Consider the following 22,327-nt stretch of genomic DNA (forward strand, 5'->3'; position numbering starts at 1 on the left):
ATTCACACTTTAAGCTCATTCCGCTTTATACATCATTTCGTAATACTCATTGGCTAATCTGGCCGATTCAAACATTGGTTTTACGTCGGTTGCAGCTTCCTTTACAATTGAGAACCAAGCAGAAGGATTGTTAAAGTACGTTGGTAAAACTACTTCCTCCAATGTTCTCATTAAGCTGGCGTTGTCAAACTTGTCCTGATCTTCAACTGATATCCCATCGGGCGCTGGTTGAATAAGGAAACAATTTGCTTTATCCTTTGCGAACTCAGGTACCCAGCCATCAGGCATTGATAAGTTCACACTACCATTCATTGTCGCGGCCATACCGCTAGTTCCCGAAGCTTCCCGGTACATCCTCGGATTATTAAGCCAGACATCCGAGCCTTTCTTCAAACTAGCTGATAAGCCCAGTTCGTAGCCGGTCAATACGGCGCAGTTCTCTAAACCTGCGACTCTGGTGATAATACTGTTAAATTGGCTGATAGCTTCGTAATCCTCTGGATAAGGTTTTCCTGCCCAGATAAACTGCACAGGATATTGGGTATTGTTAACCATTTTCAGAAACCTTTCCCAGTCCTGTAAAACCAGATCTGCCCGCTTATAACCTGCGAACCGTCTCGCCCAAACAATAGTAAGCTTGTTTTTACTAAACAGCTTGCCGCATTGATCTGCAACGATCTGAAATAGCTGATCTTTAAGTTCTGCTTTCCGGGCAATATAAGACTCGTTGTCGCCCGTGCTGATCGCTTTACTAATGGCAAGATCTGCCCAATAGCTGCTATTTTGTGCGTTGGTAATGGAAAGAATCTCGCAGATTCCGGGGTAGCCGGACCACATGTCTCTGGACACTTCGCCATGTAACTTGGAAACTCCGTTGGCCTTCTTGGCGAATTTCAATGACGCAAGGGTATAACTGAAACTAGAGCCTTCCTGTTCCATACCTAAAAGAGACCTTACCTGTTCCTGGTTCAGTCCATAAAAGAATGACATCTCTTCTAGTAGCCCAAAACCATGCTCTTCATTTCCAGCCTTCTCTGGGGTATGCGTGGTAAAAACAACTCTTTTTTGTACCTGTTCTAAAGTTTGAAATTTCTGGTATAGGTAAAAATTTAAGGCTACCGCATGACCTTCATTCATATGATAGATCTCCGGAGTAAGGTTGAGTTGGTCAAGCATCATGGCTCCTCCAATTCCCAGGACAATGCTCTGTGCAATTCGCGTAGCTTCATTCGCATCATAAAGGCGATGCGTGATCGACCGTGAAAGCTCATCATTCTCAGGCAGGTCTGTACTCAGCAGTAACAATGGCGCTGTTCCAAAAATATCAGACCGAAGCAGGAAGGCTTTAACATAGACCGTGGCATCATGCACTTTAACAGCTATAGTCACTTGCGTATCTTCTAAAAAGGAGTAGTCTTTTTCAATAAAGTTGGCCTTCATTAAGTTATTACCATCCCTTTGCTGGTCGTAATAGCCGTACTTCCAAAGCATCCCAACTCCTATTAGATTCTGTTTCAGTTCATAGGCACTTCTAAGGTGTGATCCAGAGAGGAAGCCTAATCCACCACTATAGATCTTCAATGCCTGATCGACGGCAAATTCCATTGAAAAGTAGGCAACTGGTAAATTGTACGCTGGGTTCGGATCGTAATTGAATATGTCCTTTCTGCTATTGATCATAAACAAAGCTATTGTATTTCCCGCAGATTATTAATGACCGCCATCAAGGACAAAGTATTTTTAAGATAACGAAAGCCAATAATGATGATCGTCACAATCGTTTGGGGGTATAATCATTCTGCAAAAAAGAATAGCGCATTACCTTTAAGCCAGTTAACAAAGCGATACCAGGAATGAAACTAACTTATCCTCTGGAAGGAAGCTATACACAAAGTGTTGCCACGGTATGTGAGGAGCTCGCAACTGATGAGATCTCCGGGATAACAAATGCGGAAGCAGAACAGCGAACTTTAGCTTTCGGGTTAAATGTTTATCAAAACCAAAAAAAGAAAAGTATCTGGATGATTCTTATAGGGCAATTTAAAAGCCCGATTGTTTATCTCCTGTTTGCTGCCGCATCGGCCTCCGTTTATTTCGGAGACCAAATTGAGGCAATTACCATCCTCGCGGTAATTTTCCTGAATGCCATCATTGGCTTTTCGATGGAACTACAAGCGAGGACTTCCATGCGAGCCCTGAGAGAAATGGATCAATCTTTTTCAAAGGTCATCAGGCAAGGGAAATTGAAATCACTTCTTGCAGAACAATTAGTACCCGGTGATCTGATGTCCTTAGAAGCAGGAGATATCATATCGGCAGACGGTCGTATTGTAGAATGTAATCAATTGCAATGTGACGAGTCATCGCTCACTGGTGAATCTTTCCCTGTCCTGAAACAGCCAGAACCAATATCGCAGGAGGCAGCACTCGCAGATAGGACCAATATGGTCTTTAAGGGCACCGCAGTTGTGAATGGCAACGCCAAAGTGGTCGTTACCGGAATTTCCAAAAACACAGAGCTGGGAAAAATAACCGCAATGGTTGACAACTCTGTAGTAGTCACCACGCCACTCGACTTGAAAATTAACAGGTTAACTAAAAAGTTGATTTGGATCACTTTGATCATGACAGGCTTTTTTTCGCTCTCGGCACTACTGGAAGGAAAGCCATGGTTATCGATCCTCGAAACGTCTATTGCCCTGGCGGTCGCAGCTTTCCCAGAAGGCCTGCCGATTGTTGCTACCGTAGCATTGGCTTATGGCATGTTGCTGATGGCCAGAAAAAATGCTATTGTAAAAAAGCTTTCTGCAGTGGAAACGCTGGGAGGGGTTAGCGTAATACTGACAGATAAGACGGGTACGCTGACTGAAAATAAGATACATGTAGAATCAATCGTCTTTCCAGATCAGGCTTTTAAGGTAGCGATCGACAAAGGTCAGCTGAAATATCTGGACAACGATCCAAAAATCTATCTGCAGACCTTGCAAAAATTGATCCTCATCGGATCGTTGTGCAATGACGCTACTCTGGACGAAAAAGGGGGACATAAAGATGTGGGTGATCCGATAGAAGTGGCCTTACTTCATTTGACCGAAGCGTCAGGTGAGTCTTTGCCGAAGCTGCTCAGTGCTTATCCAAGGCTCGCTGAACACCCATTCAGTGCGGAAACCAAAATGATGGCGACACTAAATGAGCACGAAAAAGGCCATTATGTTGCCGCTAAAGGTGCAGTTGAAAGTATACTGGAGAAATGCACACATTTTCAAGTTGCTGAAGAATACCAGGTATTGAGTGCCATCCAGAAGGCAGAGATCACATCAACAGCGGAAGATGCATCTGCGGCAGGAATGCGCGTTTTAGCCTTTGCATACCGCATCGGTCCCAACATTAACCAGGAACATTTTGTTGAAGATCTGGTATATGTGGGAATGATCAATTTCTTAGATCCGCCAAGGCCAGCCATAAAGGATGCGATATCGACCTGTAGAAAAGCTGGGATTAAAACGGTAATGATCACAGGAGACCATCCACTCACTGCATTGAACATTGCGCTTAAAACCGGAATAGCGGCTCAGGACAATCAGATCGTAATCAGAGGAAGCGAATTGCCAGATATGCAATCACTCAGCGAAACCTGGCGAAAGAAGATCCTTTCAGCAGTAGTCTTCGCAAGAACTACACCCAGACAGAAGTTGGAAATCGTTGAAGTTTATCAGAAAGCCGGATATTTAGTTGCGATGACTGGGGACGGTGTTAACGATGCACCAGCGCTAAAGCAAGCTGATATTGGGATTGCAATGGGATTAAGAGGCACTCAGGTGGCCAAAGAAACCGCAAGCATCGTGCTGAAAGACGATTCTTTCATTTCTATTTCGAGAGCCGTCGCCCACGGAAGAGAGATCTTTCAGAATATACAACGCTTTGTAATCTACTTAGTGTCCTGTAATATCAGTGAAATCTTTATCGTGACCATCCTCGGATTTCTGATCCCTTCAAGCACATTACTTCCCTTACAACTCCTCTTCCTAAACATGGTTACTGATGTCTGTCCGGCACTTGCACTGGGTTTAGGTAAGGGAGATCCAACAGTCATGCAAAGACCACCAAGAAAACCAGATTCAGAAATAATCTCCAATAGAAACTGGCTGGTGATTGTAATTTACGCCTGTTTAATTACTGGTTCCGTTGCCGCAGCAGTATTTTATTGCAGGTCGTACGTAAGCACTGATCCTCAGGTGCTTAATAATGTAGCTTTCATTACCTTAGCCATGGCTCAACTATTTCATGTATTCAATATGTCCTCGAAACGAGCTAAGGTTTGGTCGAACGAAGTCACTAAAAATAAGTTTATATGGTTTGCACTCGTGCTATGCGCGTTACTTATCCTGTCGGTTTATTTATTTCCACAATCACGCGTCGCGCTTGGTTTAACATTACTTCCCATGCAGGCAATCATGGTCGCTATATCCGCTAGTTTTTTTCCTTTACTACTAGTGCAGCTGTATAAGGCAATCTGGAAATTAACAAATACCAATCCCATTAAGTATGATACAATTCATCGCTAAACGTGTCTTTACACGACCCAATGTGATGAGCATCACCCGAATTGCCTGGCTAGATCATTTCTAACTACCTGCTTAAGACGATCTTTATCATATGAATCACAATCTGATGACCGACTTGGAGGAAATGCCATTACAGCTGAAATCAACTCATGTCTAAATCAATTCTGCTGAAGGATTCTAACATAAACGTTGCTTTTACATATACGTATGAAAACCTTATTGGTACTCACTGATTTTTCGGAAGCCGCAAATCATGCAGCTGTCTATGCTTATGCTTTGGCCAAGCAGCTTCGTGCCAGTCTCATCTTATGTAATGTATTTGCCGTACAATCAGAACTTCCGCAAGCAGGTCTTCTGATCTGGCCTTTACAAGATGCTGAAATGCACTTAAAGGATAGCCAGTTGGAGTTAAAGAAGCTGAAAATACTCCTGCAAAAAGTAGATAATCAGGATAGTTTCAGGCCTAAAGTTTCCATTAGAAGCAGGAAGGGGATACTTGTTGATGTAGTAAGAAAGATCTCTGCCAAAAGTCACATAGACTATATTGTTATGGCTTCGCATGGAGCAGGTTTGGAAAAGCTGGTGATGGGAAATCAGGTCCGAAGCTTGATCAATGAAACCGGAGCACCCGTATTTATCATCCCAGCTACGTCAGAATTGACGGTTATCAAAAAGATTGGTTTGGCTCTGGATTTTAAAGATCTGGTAAGCGATCTGAAATTTGTTAAAAGATCAATTGAATTTGCAAGCCTCCTTCAGGCGGACGTTTTAATTACCCACGTATGTTCAGCAGCAGAAGAGGAGCCAGAATTTGAAAAGTCAGTTAAAGACATTTTGACGACCATTTGCGCTGATAACAACTGTGCTAATCTTCAGTACAAGGCTATTAAAGGCACGATAGAAAAAGCAGGCCTGGAATCAATAATGACTCTTGGTGATATAGATTTGTTGGTCACAGTTCATCGTCATAGAGGCTTATTCGATGGGATTTTCAAAGGAAGTTTTACGCAAGAGTTATCAGCCAATTTAACCTTACCCTTACTCGTACTCAAAAAAGAGCTTGATCGCGAACTTATAAACTGAAGCAACTGCCTCCACTTTACTATAAATAAAAAGATAACTCATTAGAGAATGACTAAACGACATGTTACTGATATGGAACTGGAACTTTTTGAAACAAAGAAGAAACTCAATTCTGCTTACGAACAGTTGATTGGATCGAATGAGACTTTGCAGTCCTATAACGAAGAATTGACTGCTGCTAATGAAGAAATGCGGAGTACAAACGACGAGATACAATCAGTAAATGTAGCGCTGGATGCCATCAATTTAGACTATAAATTGAAGAACAGGCAACTGCTGGATATCAATGATGATCTGAATAACTATTTCAGGAGCAATATCAATGGGCAGTTGTTTATCAACAAAGACTTGCTGCTCATGAAGTTTTCACCCGGAACAGTAAAACTGATCAACTTGCTGGATACAGATATCGGCAGACCGTTAAGTGATATTACTACCAATATCAAAATTGAGACGCTTATAGAAGATGTACAGCAAGTCTGCATCAACGGGATTGTCATAACCAAGGAAATAGAGACCACTAACGGTAGATGGTACCAGGTAATGACCATGCCCTATTTGCGGAAGTCTGCTCCCGGGAACAGTGGGGCGATCATTACATTTAACGACATCACTGAATTGAAGAAAGTTCAGCTGGAATTGGATAGCAGCAATAAACTGCTCCTTATGAGTATAGATGCGGCTGAGTTGGGAACCTTTTCCATCGATGCCCGCACCCGTACTTTCAAAACGTCTATGCAACTTAAATCAATCCTCGGCTATTATGCAGATCAGGAATTGTCTTTTGAAAACGTCGTAGAAAGAATAGAGGATGGATATCGGGCAAATTTTGTCAATGCAATTGAATCAAGCATCAACCGAGGTGATAAATGCGATTTGGAAGTACCGTTCCGCCATGTAAAAGATAATGAACTCCACTGGCTGAGAATTATTGGAAACCTCTCTTACAATAACGACAAAACACCGTCATACTTCACGGGCGTGTTCAATGATATTACCGTACATAAGCAAGATGAGATCCGAAAAAATGATTTCATTGCCATGGTAAGCCATGACCTCAAGTCACCGCTTGCTGCGATTCAGGCTTATATGCAGTTAATTACTATGAAGCTTAAAAAAGCGGAAGAAGACATCGTCAGCACTTCGGTAACAAGAGTGAATGCATCCATTAAAAAAATGAACAGGATGATCAATGGCTTCTTGACAGTCGCAGCCTCAGAAGAGGGGCAACTCAACCTGGACCTGGAGACATTTGAAATGAGCGTATTGATCGATGAGATTGTGGAGGAGTCAAGGTTTGTTAACCCGCTTATAAACATTGTGTTGGAAAGCTGCCCCGAACTAACAGTTCATGCCGACCGTGATAAAATTGGACAGGTTATTAATAACTTTCTTAGCAATGCCGTCAAATATTCCCCGCCTGGAAAGCCTATCCATTTGTCGTTAACTGAACTTAATGGAGCGGCTCAGGTTTGTGTAAAAGATGAGGGCATCGGCGTAAAGAAGCAAGATCAGGATAAGCTATTTGACCGTTATTACCGGGTGAAATCTATGGAAACGAAGACCATCTCGGGTTTCGGTTTAGGACTATACCTATCATCTGAAATAATAAAAGAACACAAAGGTAAGATCTGGATGGAAAGTAAAATTAATCAAGGTTCATCATTCTATTTTAGCGTTCCAATGGCATCGCTTTGACAGCTGAATCCCTGCCTGCAAGGTGACCAGAATCAACTCAACAAGTGACAGCAATCACATGCCACTCCCGCATCTATGTTCATCTTTGGACTATAAAACTAGATGTATTATGAAAACGCTAATCGATTCAACATTGTCCGCTGAACTTCAGGAATTGTACCTTGAAAACAAAGAATGGTTATCAGGCATCCTATTTCTGGAAGATGAAATGCGGTTTCTAAACAAGCTTTTTGAGCGGGTACTCGATGGAGGGGTCAAAAGAGAAAGTTTTCCGAAACTTGAGTTAAACAGTGCGCTTTTAAACGTTATTCTGGAAAGACGTAAGCAACTGAAAACTGTTTTGTTAAATCGTAAACGTCAGATCGAAGAATTGTTAGCGGGTACTAAGGTGACTATTAAGCTCGAATTCGTTGAAGAGGACGCTGCAATTGTAACCGAGATCAAATCATTAATGGTTGCAGAAAAATTGCTAAAAGACGAACTTTGTTCATTCACTCAACAGGAGAGTCCGTTTAGAAATCGGGTAAAGAATGCCGGTCCGCTCAAAAGGGCGCATCGCTATCCCATTTATTAATCGCTTTTTAATGGCCTGTCGACCTTCTTACCACAAGGATAGACGGAATGATGACATCTTCTTTCACTATGCTAAAATTGCTGTTTTCTAATGCTTTAAATAGGAGTGAGGCAGCCGCTTTACCCATTTCAAAAGCGGGCTGCGTAATGGTGGTCAGCGATGGATTGAGAATAGCCGCTGTCTCCAGATTTGAAAAGCAAACTACTTTTATATCCTTGGGCACATTTAGCGCTAATGCTTCACAAGCCATATAAACCGGTGTGGTTAGTTTTTCAACGGAGGCTAAAATAGCATCTGGCCTGTTCTTTTGTTGCAGTAACTTTTTAATCAGCAGATAGTTTTGTTCTGCTTCGTTTGTGCAAAGTATGATGTGTTTAGAGTTGACCTTAATTTTGTTATCGCCTAGCGCCTGCAGGTATCCTTCCAGTCTCTTGTTACTAATCGATAAGCTATCTGAAATGCTTAAAAAAGCAATCTCATTACACTTTTGCGCTATCAAATGAGCGGTGGCTTTATATCCACTTTCAAAATCATCTGTAGTAATCTTTGCGGTCTCCACATCGTCGCATGCCCTGTCAAAGAAAATGAGAGGCAAACCGTTCTCAATTAAATCGTTGATGTGACTGCATTGCGTGGTTTCTCTCGAAACGGAGAGGAGTACGCCGTCTACTCTTCCACCCTGAAACTCCTTTAAAATCGTTTGCTCATTTTCAAAGCTTTCGTGCGTTAAACAAATCAGTACATGATAACCCTTTTGCTTGGCTACCGACTCAATGCCGTTGATCGCAAGGGAAAAAAAGCTATCGGCAACTTCTGGAATTACCACGCCAATATTCTTACTTTTCCTGCCCCGTAAACTGCTGGCGTAGGGATTTGGGACATAGTTCAGTAATTCTGCTGTTTCCAATACGCGCCGCTTTGTCTCTTCGCTAATTTCATAGCTGTCGTTCAACGACTTTGACACGGTAGAAACGGAGAGTTTAAGCTTTAGCGCAAGTTCTTTAATGTTAATATTCTTCATTTGACGCAAATTGCTGATACAACATACCGAATTTCTTTACAATTAAAGAATCGCGAAAACGGTTTCGTAAATAAACACAGGCTATTATGCGTTAAGTAAGTATAAAAAACTCAAAATTAGCCTAACCAAATACTTGTATGATGGACTCAAACCAAAACAATCCTTTAGCCAATCTGGAAGAATGGGAGGATGATGTACTACAACGTTACCCAGAACCGGATAGCATCGCCACTGCAAAGAAAACAGACGAATATCGCAATTACGATGAGCCGGGTAGAGACACGGTCAGAGAGTTTTATAGGTTAAACCATACCTATCAAACCTATGAGTTTGTTCAACAGAAACGAAACAACTATTTAAAGTTTGATAAAAAAGAAATGCCCGTTTGGGACGCCTTTCAGTTCTTAAACCAACTGGTAGACGATTCGGATCCCGATACTGACCTGGATCAGTTTCAACATTTACTGCAAACTTCTGAAGCCATTCGTCGCGATGGTCACCCGGACTGGATGGTGCTAGTGGGCTTAATGCACGACATGGGCAAGGTGCTCTGCTTATTTGACGAACCGCAATGGGCGGTGGTTGGTGATACCTTCCCGGTAGGTTGCGCCTATTCCGATAAAATTGTCTACCCTGAGTTCTTTAAAAACAATCCGGATTACTCGAACCCGGCATACAACACACCATTGGGAATCTATACAGAAGGATGTGGCTTACGTAATGTAACTATGTCCTGGGGGCATGATGAATATGTGTACCAAATGCTTAAAGGCCGGATCCCTGAAGGCGGTCTGTACATGCTCCGCTATCACTCTTTTTACTCCTGGCATCGGGAGGGTGAATACCAATATTTGCTCGACGACCATGACAGGGAGATGTTGAAATGGGTAAAATTGTTTAATCCATATGATTTGTATTCCAAAAATCCGGAACCGCCAGACTGGAATAAGCTGAAGTCCTATTACGAAGATCTCGTTGCGAAATACTTGCCGGATACTTTAAAATTTTAGGTTAATCTTCTTCATAATTAACAAATAGGTGTGCTTCCAGTAACATGGAGTTAATACGCGCATCCTTACTTTGCCGAAAAATATCCAACCAAACAAAAGCTAACTATATGAGTAAAACTTACGTTCATTACTTTCTAAAATTATTTTCTGTGGCGTTAATAATCAGTTGTTGCACCTTAAGTCCGGAGCATACATTTGCCACAAACACTACGTCGAAAATAGTTAAGCAAAAAACCATTACCGGAACTATCCTGGACGAAGAAGGAAAGCCATTGCCTGGTGCAGGTATCACAGTTAAAGGTACCTCAACTTCTGTAATTACAGATGGAAACGGCTCTTTCAGCATCTCTGTTCCCGATGATAACGCAGTCTTGCTGGTTAAGTATGTAGGCTATGAGACGCAGGAAGTCTTAGTTGGCAGCAGAACCCGGATAGAAGTAAGACTAGTTGCCAGCGCATCAAGTTTGTCTCAAGTGGTAGTCGTAGGTTACGGCTCCCAAAGAAAAAGCGATGTAACCGGAGCGGTAAAGTCGTTGAAAAGCGAAGACTTCAACCAGGGGATCATCAACTCTCCGCAGCAATTGTTGCAAGGAAAAGTATCAGGGGTAAATGTAACCTCTGCAAGCGGCGAGCCTGGAGGAATTACCGGGATCAACGTTAGGGGACCTGGTGGAGTAAGATCTGGCAGCTCACCACTATTTGTAGTAGACGGTTTGCCATTGGACAATTCAAGTACAGGTGGCGGAGACCCATTGAATTTTCTCAATCCACAGGACATCGAATCGATTGATGTATTAAAAGATGCATCTGCAACCGCTATTTATGGTTCCAGAGGAGCAAATGGAGTAATCATCGTGACTACTAAAAAAGGTAAAGCAGGCGCCTCAACCCTTGGTGCGGTAGTAAGCTATGGCGTTTCTAACCTGGCTAGAGCCTTACCAGTTTTAACAGCAGATGAATTCCGTACGGAAGTGCCGAAAGCAGGTGGTACGCTTGATGACAAAGGCGGTTCTACCGACTGGCAAAAAGAGATCACCAGAACAGCCAAAACTCAGAACTACAATTTAAACATGAGCGGTGGGTCAGAGAAGCTTACTTATTTCTCTTCTCTGGGTGTGCAAAAGCAGCAAGGTATCATTAAGAAAAATGACTTGGATAGGTATTCAGGCAGGTTCAATGCAACCCAGAAGTATCTGGAAGATCGATTGGTGATCGACCTTAACTTGAGTGCAAATAACGTTAAACAGCAGCGCCCACCACTTGAAACTATAATTGGCTCTGCGCTTGTGAGTAACCCGACTTATCCGGCAAGGGACGTAAACGGCAACCTCGTAATTAATGAGAACGTTACCAACCCATACCTATCTTTCGATTTGGATAAAGAAATCACGACTACAAACCGTGTGATCGGTAATCTTTCCCCTTCATTTAAAATTATTGAAGGATTGGTGTTCAAGATGAATTTAGGTATTGACAATTCTACGGCTACAAGGGACATAGTGAATTTGCCTAATGCAGTTCCTTTCCGTGATGGAAGATTCGAGACCTTCGATAACATTAATAGAAACACGTTAATAGAAAATTACTTAACGTATAACTGGACAAAGTCTGTGCATAACATCTCTGCACTGGCAGGCCATTCTTACCAGAAAATCTTTGTACAACAACGAAACAGCAGCATCAACAGGTTTTTAGTCGGCGGAATAGACCCGATCTTTAACCCTGGTATTGGACAGGATTTGACCTTAGGTCTCAACCGTCCCGGAGGATTTGCATTTAATAACGAGTTGCAATCTTTCTTTGGAAGAGTAACCTATCAATACGACAACAAGTATTTGTTAACGGCTAACTTTAGAGCCGATGGTTCTTCGAAGTTTGGTGCCAATAACAGATATGGCTATTTTCCATCATTCTCTTTGGGATGGAACATTGCGGAAGAAGACTTCATGGAGAACTCGATATTCAGTACTCTAAAATTAAGAGGAGGCTACGGAATAACGGGTAACCAGGAAATTCCACCAAAAATTACGCAAGATCTGTTTAGATTGGAACCAACTGCAAGTTATCCCCTTAACCCAACTGGAGCCTATCCAGCCGGAACAACCTATTCTCGTTTGGCTAACCCTGACATTCAGTGGGAAACTTCGAAACAAACAGATATAGGACTAGACTTTGGTTTGTTCGATGGAGCAATTACAGGAACGATAGATGTGTTTAACAAAGTTTCGGACAATATCTTATTGCAAGTGATCCCGGCAGATCCGGTTCAGCCAGCAACAGAAGTATGGTCGAACGTAAAAGACATGACCATCACCAATAAAGGGATAGAATTCGAGTTAGATTACAGACATACTGCAGAAAACGGCATCACGTATAACGTAGGTGGTAATTTGACCTATCTGAAAAATAAGGTGAAAAACTCACCATATTCTGTGATCCCTGCAGGATCAGTTTCCGGTGCTGGTATTACATCTTCAACTATCAATGGATACATCAATGATCAACCGGTAGGAACATTCTTCCTGAAGGAATTTACTGGATTTGATGCCGCAGGTATGAGTACCTACCGTGATTTAGACGGAGACGGACTGATCACTGATAAGGACAGGATTTCTGCTGGTACAGCGATCCCGAACACCATCTATGGCTTTTATGGAAGTGTTGCTTTGAAAGGCTTTGATTTGAGTGTAAACTTCAACGGTGTAGCTGGCAACAAGATTTATGATTTCACGCAGAATGTAAGCTTCTCTAAATCGAGATTGGCGAAAAACACGAACGCGACGTTTGAATCGATTGCAGATCCTACCGAGTCGCTCAACAATGCAACTCCGGTAACAACCAGATACCTGAGCAGTGGTGCTTTTTTAAGATTAAACAACGCTTCGTTGGGCTACACTTTCAATACCAAAAATTTAGGAATCAACAAATGGTTTTCGAACATCCGTTTATCGGTAACTGGTCAGAATCTTTTTGTCGTAACAGATTATGAAGGTTATGATCCAGAGGTAAACGCTGACAGAGCGATCAACGGTGTGTCTTCTTACGGAATTGACTTCTTAAGCTATCCGAAAGCAAGAACGGTAATATTCGGTTTAAATTTCTCATTGTAATACGTCTTATTCATAAGTATGAAAAATAAAATATTGATGCTGTCTTTAGCTTTTATAGGCTTAACAGCGACTTACAGTTGTTCGAAACTGGAAGAAAAGGTACTCGACGAAAAATCAGTTGCCGGGCTTACTGACAAACAACAGGCCGAGGGAATTATAGCACCCGTATATGCTAAATTAGAAGACATTTTTATCCACACCAATTACTTTGCGTTACAGGAAATCTCGACAGATGAGGCGATCTTGCCTTTCCGTGGCGGAACAGATTGGGGAGATAATGGAATCTATCTTCAGTTGCATCAGCATGAAAACATCAGTTCGGATGTGAACGTGAGGAATACCTGGAACAATATCCTGATTGGAATATCAAGAAGTGTAACCGCTATCAATGCGCTCCAAACTAACCCTGACCCAGGTGCTCAGCTTTTTGCTGCTGAGGCGAGAGGAATGAGAGCTTATTATAACATGCTTTTGTTAGACCTTTATGGGCTGGTATTTGTGAAAGATGATGCGAGCGAGACTTCAAAGATCTTGAGGGGCAATGATGCTGTTGAGTACATCAAATCAGAATTGCTAGCGATAGAACCTATTGTAGAAACTACTACTGGTCCGGGTAGAATTACAAAAGGAGCGGTTTGGGGCTTGTTGGCGAGACTACACATGAATGCAGGCGTTTACAGAAATGTGTATGCACCAACTGTTACGTTCAACCCTGATGATTTAGACAAAGCAATTGAATATTGTAATAAGATCATCAGTTCTGGTACCTACAATTTATCTAATGATTACTTCTCTCTATTTAACGATAATAACCATTCGAACAAGGAATTGATTTTCGCAGTAGACCAGCGTGCTAATTTGAACGGGCATAACCGTTTAGCATACTTCTCGCTTTCTGGTGATCAGTTTCCCTTGCCTGCCTATACAGGAGCTAATGGAACCGATGGTGCAGCTATTACTTCTGATTTCTACAAAACATGGGTTGAAGCTAATGGGGCGGTAGATCCTGCCATTGCAGATCCTCGTTTCTTCAAACAAAATCTGCCATCAGCAACTGCTTGTGTGGATGCTGCCAATTTTAACATTAACCGTGGGATCTTACGTGGACAACAGTATGGTTTGATCAGAACAGGTGGTGTGTTTGCGAAATGTCCGGATGGCAAATTGCAGGTAGACAAGCTGTTTTATGTTACGCGTAGCAGGCCTACAATGGCTGTTGACTTCACGGAAACTGTGGATTATACCGTTGCTGGAAGTAATTACAACACCGGTTACCGCGTTTCGAAGTATGAGTTTAGTAAAACTTCGGTAAGTGGAAGAAACTTTGGAGAGCATGATATCATCATCTTGCGTTTAGCTGATATTTACCTGATGCGTGCTGAAGCAAAGCTGAGAAAAGGCGATGCAACTGCGTTAGCTGATGTAAACATGGTAAGAGCAGCTAGAACAATTACTAAACCTGCTGCACCGCTTACCACGATCAACCTTGATCTTTTATTCAGAGAAAGAGGATTTGAGTTTTACTGGGAGATGGTTAGACGTACAGATATGATCCGTTTTGGAAAGTATGAAGGCATCTGGACAGAGAAAAAGAACACTGATGTGAGAAAGAGAATTTTCCCTATTCCACAAACGCAGATAGATGGTTCTTCTAATTTACCGGGATATTTAGTGCAAAACCCGGGTTATTAAAACCCACAAACCCGGGGTGTTTAATTTCATACCCCGGGTTATTATAGTATATTAGACTAACCAAATCAATGAACCACTTACAAACTGCAGACTACATCGTCTTCTTTGTGTATTTTATTGCGATAACCGCGTATGGCTATTATATCTATCAGAAGAAAAGGTCGAAGAACATCAGTTCGAAAGACTTTTTCCTGGCAGAAGGATCGCTGACCTGGTGGGCAATAGGTGCTTCATTAATTGCTTCAAATATTTCTGCTGAACACTTTATTGGTATGTCTGGCTCCGGTTTTGCGCTCGGACTAGCCATTGCTACTTATGAATGGATGGCCGCGGCAACACTCATCATTGTGGCCATCTTTATTATCCCTGTATATCTTAAGAACAAGATTTTTACGATGCCGCAGTTCCTGGCCAAGCGCTATAATGATAGCGTGAGCACAGTGATGGCAGTATTTTGGCTATTGGTGTATGTGTTTGTGAACCTTACCTCTATCATTTACCTGGGTTCATTAGCGATCTCTTCCATCTCTAACCTAAGTTTCGAGTGGTGTATCGTTGGCTTAAGCATCTTTTCGATGATTGTAACCTTAGGCGGGATGAAAGTAATCGGCTATACCGATGTCATTCAGGTTTTGGTGTTGATTGTCGGCGGACTTGTTACCACCTATCTAGCGCTTTCCTTGCTATCCAACGAGTACGGCTTTGGAGATGATATCTTCGCGGGTCTATCTGTTTTAAGGAAGGAAGCACCGACTCACTTCCACATGATCTTTAGTCCGACGGACAAGTATTACAAAGAACTGCCAGGATTATCTGTGCTGTTTGGTGGAATGTTAATTAACAATTTAGCCTACTGGGGATGTAACCAGTACATCGTACAACGAGCTCTGGGAGCAGATTTGAATACCGCACGGAAAGGGATCTTATTCGCTGCGTTCTTAAAACTATTGGTACCTGTTATCGCTGTCCTTCCTGGGATTGTGATGTACGTGTTGCACAATAAAGGATTGTTCCAGGCCGAAATGTCAAGTGGGGGAGTCCTTAAACCGGATCATGCTTACCCAACATTGATGAACCTACTTCCTCCTGGATTGAAAGGAGTAGCATTTGCGGCATTAACTGCAGCCATTGTTGCCTCTTTAGCGGGTAAGGCAAATAGTATATCCACCATTTTCTCCCTAGATATCTACAAGAAGTTCTTTAACAAAGAAGCATCCGACCGCAAGATGGTGTTGGTTGGTCGCTGGGCCGTAGCCATTTCCATGACTATTGCGGCGATTGTAACACCTGCCTTAAAATCGTTGGATCAGGCCTATCAGTTTATTCAGGAATACGTGGGCTTTATTTCCCCTGGTGTGCTTGCGATATTCTTGCTGGGCTTTTACTGGAAACGTACCACTGCGGCTGCTGCAATGGCAGGTGCTTTAGTTACCATTCCACTCTCTACAGTGTTGAAATTCTTACCGGTGTGGACCAATGGTGCCTTCCCTGATTATCCTTTCTTAGATCGCATGGCAATAGACTTTGTGGTAATTGTATTGTTAATGATCGGCATTAGTTTAAGCAAACCACAGACTTTGGCAAATGAGCAGGCGATAGAAGTGGATACGTCGATGTTCAAGATCAGCACTAGCTTTGCAATTGGCTCGCTTCTAATTTCGGGGATTCTGATCGCTTTGTATACGGTCTTTTGGTAAATGGATGTTTTATCGTAAGAAAAGTAGGGTGGGAGTCAGCCAGTTGCTGTTTTGGTTACAAAATATGTAAGATAAAGTTGCAGAAGAAGGTTTGGTTTCCTATGTTTGCAATCCCAAATAACACCAGTAGTTATGAAGGATAAATGATTTATCATTTATAAAGGTGATACCAGTTCGGGGTGTAGCGTAGCCCGGTATCGCGCCTGCTTTGGGAGCAGGAGGTCGTAGGTTCGAATCCTGCCACCCCGACATAAGAGGACAAAGTGAATTCAGTTTCATTTTGTCCTTTTTTATTTTCAAGTAACTCACTGTCTTTCTGCCAGATAGTCCTCAAAACTTCATTCACACGAACAGTTCGAGGTTTATATAAATCACCCGATGCATCAGTTCAATAAACACATCCAGATTTGTAGAAATACCATCAATTTAGCAACTGGTTTACTTCTTTTTATCTCTAAAAAAAGATAAATTTAGGGAATCAGAGTATCAAAACTAATTATCCGCTTCGACAATGCGTAAACTTCAATTCCTATTGGTCCTTATAGTGGCCTTTTCTATAATAACCCACGCACAAATCGCTAAAACGAAAAGCGCGCTTAAGATTGATTTCGATAAGTTCACCTTACCTAATGGGCTTCAGGTGATTTTTCACATTGACCGCTCAGATCCTGTTGTCGCAGTGTCACTAACAGCACATGTGGGGTCTGCACGCGAAAAACCGGGTCGCACAGGTTTTGCACATTTATTCGAGCACCTATTGTTTCTGGAGTCAGAAAATCTTGGTAAAGGGGGATTAGATAAAATGACGGCAAGGATCGGTGGTTCGGGCGCTAATGGATCTACCAATACCGATCGTACCAATTATCTTCAAACTGTTCCAAATGATGCGTTGGAGAAAATGCTTTGGGCAGAGGCAGATAAGTTGGGTTGGTTCATCAATACCGTTACCGATGCTGTTTTAGCAAAAGAGAAACAGGTCGTCAAAAATGAGAAACGCCAAAGTTATGATAACAATCCTTATGGACATACTTCCTATGTGATCGATAAGAATCTTTATCCTGAAGTGCATCCCTATAATTGGCAGGTAATCGGCTCTCTTGAAGACCTGCAAAATGCAACGTTGGCTGATGTTAAAGACTTCTTTAAAAGGTGGTATGTCCCAAATAACGTAACATTGGTAGTAGCGGGAGATTTCGATACTGTGCAAGCCAAGAAATGGGTAGAGAAATATTTTAGCGAAATCAAAAGAGGTGAAGAAATTCCTCAGCTTGTTAAGCAACCTGGTATTGTTAAAAAAACCATTAAGCTTTACCACGAGGATAATTTTGCCAGATTACCAGAACTAACAATGGCGTGGCCAACTGTAGAGGAGTATCATCCAGATTCTTATCCGCTGCAGATCTTGACGCAATATTTGTCTGAAGGGAAAAAAGCTCCTTTATACAAAGTTCTTGTTGAGGATAAGAAATTAACTTCTGATGTAAGCATGTACAATGGTGATGCTGAAATTGCTGGACAAACCGAGTTATCCGTACTTGCATTTGCAGGTAGGAAGCTAGACGAAGTAGCTTTAGCGATAACAGAAGCATTCGCGAAATTCGAGAAGGAAGGTATGCCTGAAAAAGACCTCGTTAGAATAAAAGCGGGCCTGGAAACACAGTTTTATAATTCTCTGTCGAGCGTTTTGGGTAAAGGATCTCAATTGGCACAGAATAATATTTTTGCAGGCGATCCGGGTTACACTGAAAAGCAAATAAACGCTACCCTTGCATTAACCACAGCAGATGTGATGCGGGTATATAACAAGTACATCAAAAATAAAAACTATGTGGCTACCAGTTTTGTACCGAAAGGTCAATTAGATTTAGCGCTAACTGCATCGGTTAAGGCAGAAGTAGCAGAAGAAAGCATTGTGCAGGGTGCTGAAGAGAAGATTGATCCTTCTATTATAGCTACTTATACCCGTACGCCATCTAGTTTTGATCGCAGTAAAGAACCAGCTTATGGCAAAGCGCCAGTCATCAAGACCCCAGTTGTCTGGAATGAGAAACTGCCGAACGGACTGCATTTATATGGAATCGAAAATAAAGAGGTGCCTTTAGTCCAGTTTGAGCTGGTTATTGAAGGAGGATTGCTATTAGAAAATCCTAACAAAGTAGGCGTTGCCAATCTAATGTCTAAATTGTTATTGCAGGGAACTCAGAAAAAAACGCCTGAACAATTGGAAGAGGCAATAGAACAACTTGGCGCCAGAATAAACATCACTGCGAGTACCGAGGATGTCCGGATTATCGTAAATACTTTAGCCAGGAACTACGCTGCAACCATTGAGCTAGTACAAGAGATTTTATTAGAGCCACGTTGGGATTCTAAAGAGTTTGAACTTTTAAAAGAGAGTACAGTAAGTCAGATTCGTCAGCAAGAGGCCAACCCAAATGCAATTGCACAAAATAAATACAGTCAGTTAATTTATGGAAATGAGAATATTCGATCTAAAAATGCTTTAGGTACTGTTGAAAGCGTAAATGCAATTGTATTGAATGACCTCAAATTATTTTATGCGAAGAACATTTCTCCAGAAGTTGCCAGAATGAATGTGGTAGGTGCCCTCGGTCAAACCGAAATACTAAAGTCAATGGCTTCCCTAACCACAAATTGGAAGAACGTTCCGGTTACAATCCCAGTGACAAGTGTTCCAAAAGTCCCAGTGAAATCTCAGGTTTATTTCTACGATGTGCCCAACGCTAAACAATCTGTAATACGTTTCGGTTATCCCGCGCTTGCGGCAACAGATCAAGATTATTATGCGGCAACTGTAATGAATTACATACTAGGAGGTGGCGGCTTTGCATCGCAACTTACACAGCAACTACGTGAAGGTAAAGGTTACACTTACGGCATAGGTTCCAGCTTTTCTGGAACGAATAGTGTAGGTCCCTTTACAATTGCAAGTAGCGTGAGAGCAAATGTGACATTAGAATCTGCACAAGCAATTAAAGATATTTTACAGCATTACGGAACGAATTACAACCAAAAAGACCTTGAAACAACCAAAGGTTTTATCATAAAAAGTACTGCCCGTTCATTTGAAACTGCTGCTTCTAAATTAAACCTGCTGGAGAACATCAGTAAGTTCGGTTGGAAACCTACCTACGTAAAAGATAGGGAAGAGCTTGTCAGGAATATGACCTTGGATCAGGTTAAGGCACTAGCCAATAAATATTTAGATGTAAACAAAATGATCTGGTTGGTTGTAGGAGATGCCGCTACACAACTGCCACGTCTAACAGCGTTGGGATTTGGTGAGCCGATATTGATGACTAAATAAAAGCCCCATTGGTAAATTGATTAGCACTATCAAGACGGATATTAATCATCTGAGAATAGGGATGGTGACATAACTACTATTGAACCACTTTATGTCTAAAGGTATTTTTCCGTCTGCAATGGTTTCCTTACTTACATCCTTTCCCGTACCGTAGTTTACTTGCCAGTTGGGGCTTTTATTCATGCCGACGGTAAGAACAATGCGGCTGCCTTTTTGCAGCTTTCTGCTTGTAATGAAATTATGTATAAGCTTAACGGTAGTTACCTTCCCTGGCCGCAGCAACTGTCTTTTAGTTCTGTCATTAGCATAACTCGCTCGTTGTAAGGACTCATTGAGTGCGAAATATTGCCCGTCAGGGGTTTGTTCATAAAGGTCAAGTACCAGGTCGACATCCATCTTGTTAATCATTAGGTTGATATTGGCTTTCAAAGCGCCACTGATGGCAAACGTCCCATCCACAGGGTCGCTTATAAAAACCAGTTTCTCTTTTTCAGGTTTCAGCGTACTATCAGTTAGTTTAGTGAAGGCAATTATATTCTCACCCCTGAAACGGATATCGGTCCTTTCCCTAAAGTCTACCTGCTGACTAATAAAACCCTTCTTTGTTGGTTTTGAAGACTTTAGCGGATAAATTTTTTCATGTACTGTATTGCCAAGGTATAAGATAAGTGAATCATTGTGCATTTGAGCTAAAGAAGGCACGTGACGCCATTCGTTAGCGCCCATCACCTCAAAGTTTACCCGATCTTTTAAGATGGATGGAAGGTCGCCTCCCTTTAGCACATGATCGAACCACTTAAATACGATTTCAATGATGGAGATTTGCGCAACCGGGTCAATTGCATACCCACCTAATACTTTAGAAGCCTTATATTGTGAACCGCCATGATCGAATGGGCCAATAAGCAAGTAATCATTGGGGTTTTTATTCCACTCATGGTATTGTTTGTAGTAATACATTGCGCCAAGCTGATCATCATCATAATACCCCGTAGTGGTTAAGATCGGTATATTAATTTTAGAGAATTCCTCTCTCTGGGGAATCATGTTTTGCCAGAAGGAATCATAGGCAGGATGGTTGAGATACCTTTGAAATACAGAGTTGGGGCGGCCTTCCAATGTATCCAACGACCGAAAACTCGTGCCTTTTTGATACCAAGTGCCTGCAAGGGTCTCCCACTTTTTAACATTAGCAAAACCTGCATAATCGGCCAATTTGTTATCCATCACAAAATGCAGGTAACGCAGCAAGTAAGTTGGGATGATGCCGTTCATCACCGGAAAATCTACACCAGGGGCAGCCGCCGCTTGGGGCACTATGGTTTTTAAGGCTGGATGCAGATTTTTGGTAGCGGCCCATTGGGCAAACCCCAGATAACTTCCGCCGTACATGCCAACCTTTCCGTTGCTCCAGGGTTGCTTAATGATCCAGTCAATGATCGCATAAGCATCTTTACCATCATGTTCGAAAGGCTCAAAGGCATCGGGGCTCAGTCGCTTTCCCCGCGGATTGGCAACAATACCTATATAGCCGTTTTTAACAGCCAGCTTACAGTCGCTTGCTTCGTCGCCTGCATAGATATTGTATAAAAGTACAACCGGCTGTGGGACGGTGATTTTTTTATCCCGATAAACCGCCAAAGAAATTGTTCCGCCATCCGGCATCTTTACGAGTACACTATCCTCATAAAAATATTTATCATTCTCTATCTTGGCCAATAACTGTTGCGCTGTAGACTGTGTCTCACCGTATACTTTAATAGCACAATAAGTACGGCAAAGCGCGATGGCGTTTGTTAATGAAATACTGTCTGTTTTACCTGCTGTATTGATAAGGCTTTGCAGCTGACTTCTAACAGCTGAGTTATCGTTGGTAAAATAACCAGGGACAAAATCCTGGGCATGAATGTTCAATGCGTTGTACAACCTTTCAAACGTTTTGGTGTAGGAGGCCGCATTTCCGTTGCGATCATTATTTTTAATCTTATTAGCTAAATAGGTCTGGAACGCGAAACCTATCGCCTGCGTTGACACCGTATCTCCTTCCTCTGCTCCAACAAGTTTTATTAATGAGCGTAGTGAGGTTTCTGCTTGTGTAAATTCACCAGCAACAAGTTGGAAGCGGAATAAATTGTCAAAATAAACTAATTTATTAGACTCCTGGTATCTGCCGATGACCTGGCGGGCCAACCCTGGCATTTGATTACTTAATACAGCGCTGTCAGCGTAATTTGTTGCCGGGAAAAAAAGCTGTTGTGCACTGGTGCTACTAGAAAGAAGATAAAACCAAAACATCAAAAGAATTTTCTTTCTACAAATGGGTGTATTTCGAAACCTGCAATCAATAATAAAAGTTACAAAATTTAAGTAAACAATTCTTGCAACATTTTTTTGGCCAGAGGTGAACTTTGAATTGATCATAAAAATAATGTTACTAACACAACGCAGTGATTTAAAGGTGAATATAATATTTTTTGGAGACATATTAATTAACTTGATACACGGTTAAAGCAGCTGTTTCAACGTATCTAAAGTTTCTACCTTTTGGC

12 protein-coding genes and 1 tRNA gene are annotated in these 22,327 nt (G+C 41.9%); 10 read left to right on the top strand and 3 right to left on the bottom strand.

The genetic code is table 11. From position 1 onward, the window contains the following. Positions 1-15: 15 nt before the first annotated feature. Positions 16-1,680 (bottom strand): alpha-glucan family phosphorylase, encoded by a 1,665-nt coding sequence (gene glgP, locus WKF66_RS12620; RefSeq protein ID WP_489674817.1) that lies wholly within the window; start codon positions 1,678-1,680, stop codon positions 16-18. 173 nt (positions 1,681-1,853) lie between these two features. Between glgP and WKF66_RS12625 the strand changes: the two genes are divergently transcribed. From WKF66_RS12625 to WKF66_RS12640, 4 genes are all read left to right on the top strand, one after another. Then, a complete protein-coding gene (locus tag WKF66_RS12625) occupies positions 1,854-4,565 on the top strand; it encodes a cation-translocating P-type ATPase (RefSeq protein ID WP_489674818.1) in 2,712 nt (903 codons plus the stop codon). 207 nt (positions 4,566-4,772) lie between these two features. Further along, positions 4,773-5,648 (top strand): universal stress protein, encoded by an 876-nt coding sequence (locus WKF66_RS12630; protein ID WP_489674819.1) that lies wholly within the window; start codon positions 4,773-4,775, stop codon positions 5,646-5,648. Positions 5,649-5,696: 48 nt separating this feature from the next. Beyond that, positions 5,697-7,346: an ATP-binding protein gene (locus WKF66_RS12635; RefSeq protein ID WP_489674820.1), complete on the top strand. Its 1,650-nt coding sequence runs from the start codon at positions 5,697-5,699 to the stop codon at positions 7,344-7,346. Between the two features lie 109 nt (positions 7,347-7,455). Next, on the top strand, positions 7,456-7,920 hold the full coding sequence (locus tag WKF66_RS12640) for a hypothetical protein (protein WP_489674821.1): 465 nt from the start codon (positions 7,456-7,458) through the stop codon (positions 7,918-7,920). A 7-nt stretch (positions 7,921-7,927) separates the two neighbouring features. On the opposite strand, the gene WKF66_RS12645 is transcribed toward WKF66_RS12640, so the two are convergent. Continuing rightward, positions 7,928-8,941 carry a LacI family DNA-binding transcriptional regulator gene (locus tag WKF66_RS12645; protein WP_489674822.1) on the bottom strand — a complete coding sequence of 338 codons (1,014 nt, stop codon included), beginning with the start codon at positions 8,939-8,941 and terminating at the stop codon, positions 7,928-7,930. A gap of 137 nt (positions 8,942-9,078) precedes the next feature. Between WKF66_RS12645 and WKF66_RS12650 the strand changes: the two genes are divergently transcribed. The 6 genes from WKF66_RS12650 to WKF66_RS12675 all read left to right on the top strand — a co-directional run bounded on the left by WKF66_RS12650 (position 9,079) and on the right by WKF66_RS12675 (position 19,778). Beyond that, on the top strand, positions 9,079-9,951 hold the full coding sequence (locus WKF66_RS12650; protein WP_489674823.1) for an inositol oxygenase family protein: 873 nt from the start codon (positions 9,079-9,081) through the stop codon (positions 9,949-9,951). A 107-nt stretch (positions 9,952-10,058) separates the two neighbouring features. Further along, positions 10,059-13,061, top strand: coding sequence for a SusC/RagA family TonB-linked outer membrane protein (locus WKF66_RS12655; RefSeq protein WP_489674824.1), 3,003 nt, complete (start codon positions 10,059-10,061; stop codon positions 13,059-13,061). Between the two features lie 18 nt (positions 13,062-13,079). Continuing rightward, on the top strand, positions 13,080-14,753 hold the full coding sequence (locus WKF66_RS12660) for a RagB/SusD family nutrient uptake outer membrane protein (RefSeq protein ID WP_489674825.1): 1,674 nt from the start codon (positions 13,080-13,082) through the stop codon (positions 14,751-14,753). Positions 14,754-14,821: 68 nt separating this feature from the next. After that, a complete protein-coding gene (locus WKF66_RS12665; RefSeq protein ID WP_489674826.1) occupies positions 14,822-16,450 on the top strand; it encodes a sodium/sugar symporter in 1,629 nt (542 codons plus the stop codon). Positions 16,451-16,625: 175 nt separating this feature from the next. Further along, positions 16,626-16,699: transfer RNA gene (locus tag WKF66_RS12670), tRNA-Pro, on the top strand. Between the two features lie 262 nt (positions 16,700-16,961). Beyond that, on the top strand, positions 16,962-19,778 hold the full coding sequence (locus tag WKF66_RS12675) for a M16 family metallopeptidase (RefSeq protein WP_489674827.1): 2,817 nt from the start codon (positions 16,962-16,964) through the stop codon (positions 19,776-19,778). A gap of 45 nt (positions 19,779-19,823) precedes the next feature. On the opposite strand, the gene WKF66_RS12680 is transcribed toward WKF66_RS12675, so the two are convergent. Beyond that, entirely contained in the window at positions 19,824-22,073 is a 2,250-nt protein-coding gene (locus WKF66_RS12680; protein WP_489674828.1) for a CocE/NonD family hydrolase, read from the bottom strand. Between the last annotated feature and the right edge of the window lie 254 nt (positions 22,074-22,327).

It is taken from the genome of Pedobacter sp. (assembly GCF_037719805.1).
Classification (GTDB): Bacteria; Bacteroidota; Bacteroidia; order Sphingobacteriales; family Sphingobacteriaceae; genus Pedobacter.

What these genes read in the sequence shown, in the direction of transcription:
- glgP (WP_489674817.1), bottom strand. Translation starts at nt 1,680, where the DNA reads ATGATCAATAGCAGAAAGGACATATTCAATTACGATCCGAACCCAGCG.
- WKF66_RS12625 (WP_489674818.1), top strand. Translation starts at nt 1,854, where the DNA reads ATGAAACTAACTTATCCTCTGGAAGGAAGCTATACACAAAGTGTTGCC.
- WKF66_RS12630 (WP_489674819.1), top strand. Translation starts at nt 4,773, where the DNA reads ATGAAAACCTTATTGGTACTCACTGATTTTTCGGAAGCCGCAAATCAT.
- WKF66_RS12635 (WP_489674820.1), top strand. Translation starts at nt 5,697, where the DNA reads ATGACTAAACGACATGTTACTGATATGGAACTGGAACTTTTTGAAACA.
- WKF66_RS12640 (WP_489674821.1), top strand. Translation starts at nt 7,456, where the DNA reads ATGAAAACGCTAATCGATTCAACATTGTCCGCTGAACTTCAGGAATTG.
- WKF66_RS12645 (WP_489674822.1), bottom strand. Translation starts at nt 8,941, where the DNA reads ATGAAGAATATTAACATTAAAGAACTTGCGCTAAAGCTTAAACTCTCC.
- WKF66_RS12650 (WP_489674823.1), top strand. Translation starts at nt 9,079, where the DNA reads ATGATGGACTCAAACCAAAACAATCCTTTAGCCAATCTGGAAGAATGG.
- WKF66_RS12655 (WP_489674824.1), top strand. Translation starts at nt 10,059, where the DNA reads ATGAGTAAAACTTACGTTCATTACTTTCTAAAATTATTTTCTGTGGCG.
- WKF66_RS12660 (WP_489674825.1), top strand. Translation starts at nt 13,080, where the DNA reads ATGAAAAATAAAATATTGATGCTGTCTTTAGCTTTTATAGGCTTAACA.
- WKF66_RS12665 (WP_489674826.1), top strand. Translation starts at nt 14,822, where the DNA reads ATGAACCACTTACAAACTGCAGACTACATCGTCTTCTTTGTGTATTTT.
- WKF66_RS12675 (WP_489674827.1), top strand. Translation starts at nt 16,962, where the DNA reads ATGCGTAAACTTCAATTCCTATTGGTCCTTATAGTGGCCTTTTCTATA.
- WKF66_RS12680 (WP_489674828.1), bottom strand. Translation starts at nt 22,073, where the DNA reads ATGTTTTGGTTTTATCTTCTTTCTAGTAGCACCAGTGCACAACAGCTT.